This is a genomic window from Ectopseudomonas alcaliphila (genome assembly GCF_900101755.1).
GTDB lineage: Bacteria > Pseudomonadota > Gammaproteobacteria > Pseudomonadales > Pseudomonadaceae > Aquipseudomonas > Aquipseudomonas alcaliphila.
This window is the reverse complement of record NZ_FNAE01000017.1, coordinates 1-5369: the sequence shown is the minus strand read 5'-3', so window position 1 is coordinate 5369 and position 5369 is coordinate 1. Positions and strand designations below refer to the sequence as shown.

Here is a 5369-nt window from a genome sequence, read left to right as displayed (position 1 = left end):
ATGAAATAGAAAGAATCCAAGGGCAGCGGGTTGAGCTACGAGGTCAGGGCAGGCCGAGGCGTAACCCCGGAAAATAAATCTGTCCCCTTTTTGCGCATCAGTTTACGAATACTAATAATGGTTCTTGGCATTGGTCTGGTAGCACTGGGGATAAGACTGTTCCGCTGAAGAAGAGCGAAGTCCCGAATAGTGTAAGAAAAGCGTTCGGTTTGCCTGGGAAGTGGAGGTGAGTATGATTTTTGGTGATCCCTGTCGATTTGCTATCTGGGTGGAGGTTGTTCCTGAGTGGAGTGATGAGTTTAAAAATGGGTTATTTTATTTTATTATAAATGGCAATATGTATCCTGGAGATATTAGAGTCGCAACATTGTCTGCAGACTTGTGTGAGGTGGTTGATGATGGTTGTGCTTTGGTTTCTCAGCCTAGAAATGAGAATATTTTTTCTCTTCCAGTAAAGGATGCTTTCGAAAGTCTTTATAAGTTGGCGTACCCAGAGCCGTCAGAGGGTAATGAATATCCTGACCAAGTATTTGATTATTGTATTACGCCCGCAAATGTTAGCGGTTTTGGTGGGTGTTTTTTTGCTGTTGCAGATCAGGATTTTTTAAGGATTGTTGGTGGTGAGGTGGAGCGCCTTGTCAAAAGCGCAAGTGAGGATGTCATGTGTTGGGAAAATGTTGATAGTCCCAAGCTAGAGGATGTAATTCTTTCAAGGGAGGAAATAAATAAAATAATTTTTGATGTAAAAGAGTATGCATGTTCTGTTCTAGAGCAATAGGGGGCACTAAATAAAACATTTAAAACGGATAAGTGGAGAAAAGGGGACAGATTTATTTTTCACCAGATCGACTAAGCTGAAGGTCTCAATGAAAGGAGGTATTTATGCAAACGATGGGGCGTATGGTCGCTAGACGATAAGTTTTTTTCCTTTTTGGCGTATTGAGTTTTTGTGGTTGCTCTGGTGGTTGTATGAAAATTGGTTACGTAATTTTTATTGCTATGACTGTCTTGCAGGGATGCGTGAAAGTGATTCCTCCTATGGCAGACACTTCCGATGCTGCTAAAATAATCTATACAAGAATGACTTTAAACCCTGGTGAGTTTCAGGCGCTGAGGATGTTCGATAATCCGCGCTTTGAGATGACTGAAAAATCGGGGCGCCTTATCGAACACGGAAATTTTGTAAAACAGTCAACATCGGTGTATGTGCCGGCAGGTGAGCGAAAATATTTTAAAGCCGGTTATGTTGTGTCCAGCTATAACAATTATGGTCTCAATTTCGAGTGCTCTGCTGGCATAAGTTTTATACCAGTGCAGGGTGCTACATATACGCTTACCCAAAGGCGCTCTGCTAAGGATTGTACAATTGATCTGGTTGATGAGAGCGGAGAAGTCCCTGCTTCAATGGAGAACCTAGGCGTGTTTAAGTAGAACGAAAAAGGGGACAGATTTATTTTCCTGCTGTAAATGGATCTTTGGTGGTGACGGCCGAAGCTTCATTCAACTGTTGCCTGATGCGAACGTGGATGCGGTTCGATTCGTTGCGGAGAATACCAGTGGTTACGCGTGGGATAATCGTTCTCTAGGGATTCAGCCAGATCTGCAGCAAATGACTTATCCGCTGGAGTTTATGGGTTGTATCGCCTGTGCTGCTGGGTTGCCGTATAGCCTTAATACCCTTGATATGCGCACTTCAAGTCAAATGGAGGCCGATCAGCTAGCATTCACGCTTGGAGTATCCTCGCTAGCGGCGTTACCTGTTGCGTCTGTTGGGTGGGCGGCTATGGGGTTACGGCCGGTGGTAACTGGTTTTGGTTTGGGGGCTGGATTTGACGGGGTGGGGCAGGTGGTAGGTGGAAAAGAGTATCGTCCAGCTCAGACCTTGGTGGCGGGAGTTACGGGTGGATTGGCTTATCCTTTGGCGGGAGGTGCGCTGATGAATACCTTGCTCGGGGGAGTGGTTGGCGGTGCTAATACGTCGGTCAATAACTATGTTTACTCCGAGGATAGGGATGTAGTGAGAGCTGTTGGTGTTGGAGCGCTTGCGGGGGGATTTGGAACTGCTTTCGGCCAAGGCGTATCTGGCCTGGCAGCTAGTGTCCTTCCTTATCGTATTGGTGCTTCTGTGATTGATCCTAATAAGGCATTGTTGTTGCAGAATATTGGCACGGTAAATCCATACCCGGCCTATATCGGGGAGGCGGCAGGTAATGCAGTAAGCGGTGGACTTCCTATTCTTTTTGAAAGGATCGGGGGGGATGGGAAATGAGAAGAAGGAAGCCGCTACCTAAATATATGAATCCTGGTGGTTTTTTTGATCTATCTAGTGTCGGGGGGAATATAAGGTATATTATTTTGTGTTTATTTGGTGCGTTTCTTATTTGGAATGCCAATCATATTTTTGACTGGATAGACATAATTTTAGGGTTGAGCTCTACGCCAGATTCCGAGAGTACAATCCGTGTTAGAAGATTTTGGGCAAGCATTTTAGGTGTCGGCGGGGTGTTAACGGGGTTTGCCAAAGTACTGTGGCTCTATTGGTATCGTAAGCAGGCAATAAAGAGTACTGAGGGGCAGTGGTATGACAGCGCTCGTCTGAGTAAGGAAGACTTGTATGCAGATGAGGGGGATGAACCCTCATCAGGTAAAAAAGAGGGCGATAGCAAGGGGCAATAGCGAAAAGGGGACACCCATTAGTCGGCCTGGCGTCAAGACTCAAAGCAACCTGCTCTGCTTTTTAACGGCAGAGAAAAAGGGGACCGGGAAAAAGGGGGAAAAAGGGGACAGATTCTGAGGAATCCCCACAAATCTACTCCAGTGCCTGCGCCTGCCGGTGAACCTCGTCACGTAGCAAGAGCTCCATCTTCGCCAGAGCCGAGCATGATAAATCGCTGGCCGAGCGCCTGAGGTACTCAAGGCCGATACGCCAGAGCGACAGCACGGTTTTATGCCTGACGCTGTTGCTCTGAAAGCGGCATGACCTGCCTGTCGTTTGAGCCTGAAGGCCGGCCAAGGATCAATGAGAACAATAGGGGACAGACCACGTTTATTGGTCTAGGGTTATGGAATTCCATGGAAGGAGGTCTGTATGCCACGTCGAGCACGCATATCATTGCCAGGCGTTTCAGTTCATCTGATTCAGAGAGGGAACAATCGCTCAGCCTGTTTTTACGCTGACGAGGACTATCTTTTTTATCTGGATGTGTTGATGGAGCAAGCAAAGAAGCATGGATGTGCGATCCATGCTTGGTGTCTGATGACCAACCATGTTCATTTGTTGGTTACGCCCGAAAGCTCTGATAGTGCAGGGCTCATGATGAAGGGGCTAGGACAGCGTTACGTGCAGTATGTTAATCGCACATACCGCCGTAGCGGGACGCTGTGGGAAGGTCGTTTCCGCTCGTGCCTCATGCAGGAAGAGGCATATGTGTTGGCTTGCTATCGATACATTGAGATGAATCCTATCCGCGCAGGCATGGTTGAGCACCCGGCGGAATATCGCTGGTCGAGCTACCGGGCCAACGCGCAAGGTGAGTCCTCAGTGCTGCGCTGTCCACATCCTCTCTATCAGGCACTGGGTCGAGATGAGGTGCTCAGGACTGAGGCTTACAGAGAATTGTTCCGCTATCAGCTAGACCCAGGGCTTGTTGATCAGATACGTGCCGCGACAAATGGAAACTACGCGCTGGGAAGTCCCAAATTTTCTGCCGAAGTTGAGGCTGCGTTGGGGCGAAGAGTCACAAGAGGCAAGCCAGGACGTCCCAAGAGTGCGCCAGATATTTAGTAAAACGTGGTCTGTCCCCTATTATTCACCGGCAGATGGTTATCGATAAAATTCAGGACATTGGGAAAAATCCAGAAAAAGTAATACCTGGGACATTTGCAGGCCAAGGAAGTGGCGGTACTAGAGGTAACGTATTCTTCCGAGTAAAGGGTGATGATGTTGTGATTACAAAGCCCGACGGGACCTTTGTGACAATTATGAAGGGTGGTATAAACAATCCTTCTGTAAAAAATGCACTGAAAGGCAATCCATAGTGATTACAGTGTCCGAGGCTTTTAAAACTTGGTTGGTTGGTTGTATAGGGCTCCGGCTGCGCCTCGCTTTGGGGTTGTTTCATGTTTTTGAGTCGGAAAAAAATAACTCTCCGCAAGCGGTAAGCCTGTTTTTTGATGGTCAGAGGGTTGGAACTTTGGAGTGTGCACCCGATGGTGCGTCTATAGCGTACGGTTCAGATGCTGTTTCCGAGTGTGACTTAGGTGAGTTTGGGGCGGAGAAGATTTTCTCATTAATGGATGATGAGATTGTTTCGTCAGTCATAGGAGAAGAGTTGGCTTCGGTCTCGTTGGTTTTGTCATCTATTGAAGACTCAGTTGCTGGGGTGTCTCTCCGATTTGGTAACTCCCAGTTTTTGAGCTTCATTAATCTGGGTGATGATCTTTATATTTATAAAGAGATATCTGCTGAAATTGTTAAGTGTCAAGGGCTTATGTTCGTTAAGCTCTCTTGATGTAAAGCTGCTTCCTCGGTCCAAAAGGAACTGATCAATGGGGTCAGAGTCATTGATTTGTGCGCACCAGAGGGTGAGCTTTCTCCCTGATCCAAGGAGACCCACATGGCCCGCTTACCTCGCCTCTATTTTCCTGGTTGCGCTCAGCACGTGATTCAGCGTGGCAATAATCGGGAGGCCTGCTTTTATGACGAGGCGGACTACAAGGCCTACCTGTCCTTTCTCGAGGAGGCGGCGATCAAGTATCAGGTCGCCATCCATGCCTTTGTCCTAATGACCAACCATGTGCACTTGCTGGCTACGCCCCGCGATGAGCAGGGCATAAGTCGGTTGATGCAGGCTCAGGGCCGTAAATATGTCCAGTACTTCAATTTCACCCACGGTCGTACGGGCACCTTGTGGGAGGGGCGATATAAATCGACGCTGGTCGATTCCGACAGTTACCTGCTGACGGTTTATCGTTATATAGAGTTGAACCCGGTGCGCGCGGGCATGGTATCCCATGCCTCGGAGTACCCCTGGTCCAGTTACCAATTGAATGCCTTGGGCAAGCCGATCCAGCTTCTTACGCCACATGCTCTGTATCTCCAGCTCGGTAAAACGGAGGAGGAACGGCAGGACGCCTACCGGTCACTGTTCCGAGGCCGAATGCCGGAGCGGGAACTGACGGCGATCCGTGAGGCTACGAACAAGGCGTGGGTTTTGGGCGATGATCGGTTCAAGACCAAAATCGAAGCCAAGACGGGGCGGCGTGCTGTTCCCTTGCAGGAAAAAGGGGACAGATTTATTTTTCGCCTGATCGGCTAAGCTGAAGGTCTCAATGGAAGGAGGTCGTTATGCCAAGGATGGGGCGTATTG

The 5369-nt window shown here is 48.4% G+C and carries 8 protein-coding genes; all 8 read left to right on the top strand.

Annotated features, from left to right (window positions below; translation table 11 throughout):
* Positions 1–232: 232 nt before the first annotated feature.
* The 8 genes from BLR77_RS24685 to BLR77_RS24660 all read left to right on the top strand — a co-directional run bounded on the left by BLR77_RS24685 (position 233) and on the right by BLR77_RS24660 (position 5318).
* Positions 233–778 (top strand): immunity 42 family protein, encoded by a 546-nt coding sequence (locus BLR77_RS24685; RefSeq protein ID WP_074682750.1) that lies wholly within the window; start codon positions 233–235, stop codon positions 776–778.
* 191 nt (positions 779–969) lie between these two features.
* A complete protein-coding gene (locus BLR77_RS25400) occupies positions 970–1431 on the top strand; it encodes a hypothetical protein (protein ID WP_139203100.1) in 462 nt (153 codons plus the stop codon).
* A gap of 178 nt (positions 1432–1609) precedes the next feature.
* Positions 1610–2269, top strand: a complete 660-nt coding sequence (locus BLR77_RS25395) for a hypothetical protein (RefSeq protein ID WP_238380627.1) — start codon at positions 1610–1612, stop codon at positions 2267–2269.
* Complete coding sequence (locus BLR77_RS25390; protein ID WP_139203098.1) at positions 2266–2676, top strand: hypothetical protein; 411 nt, start codon at positions 2266–2268, stop codon at positions 2674–2676. Before BLR77_RS25395 ends, BLR77_RS25390 begins: the two co-directional genes overlap by 4 nt.
* A 412-nt stretch (positions 2677–3088) precedes the next feature.
* Positions 3089–3784: a transposase gene (locus BLR77_RS24670; RefSeq protein WP_074682745.1), complete on the top strand. Its 696-nt coding sequence runs from the start codon at positions 3089–3091 to the stop codon at positions 3782–3784.
* 35 nt (positions 3785–3819) lie between these two features.
* Positions 3820–4038 carry a hypothetical protein gene (locus tag BLR77_RS25385; protein WP_139203097.1) on the top strand — a complete coding sequence of 73 codons (219 nt, stop codon included), beginning with the start codon at positions 3820–3822 and terminating at the stop codon, positions 4036–4038.
* Positions 4038–4511, top strand: a complete 474-nt coding sequence (locus tag BLR77_RS25380; protein WP_139203096.1) for a hypothetical protein — start codon at positions 4038–4040, stop codon at positions 4509–4511. The genes BLR77_RS25385 and BLR77_RS25380 overlap by 1 nt, the downstream gene beginning before the upstream one ends.
* 105 nt (positions 4512–4616) lie before the next feature.
* Positions 4617–5318, top strand: coding sequence for a transposase (locus BLR77_RS24660; RefSeq protein ID WP_074682743.1), 702 nt, complete (start codon positions 4617–4619; stop codon positions 5316–5318).
* Positions 5319–5369 lie beyond the last annotated feature (51 nt).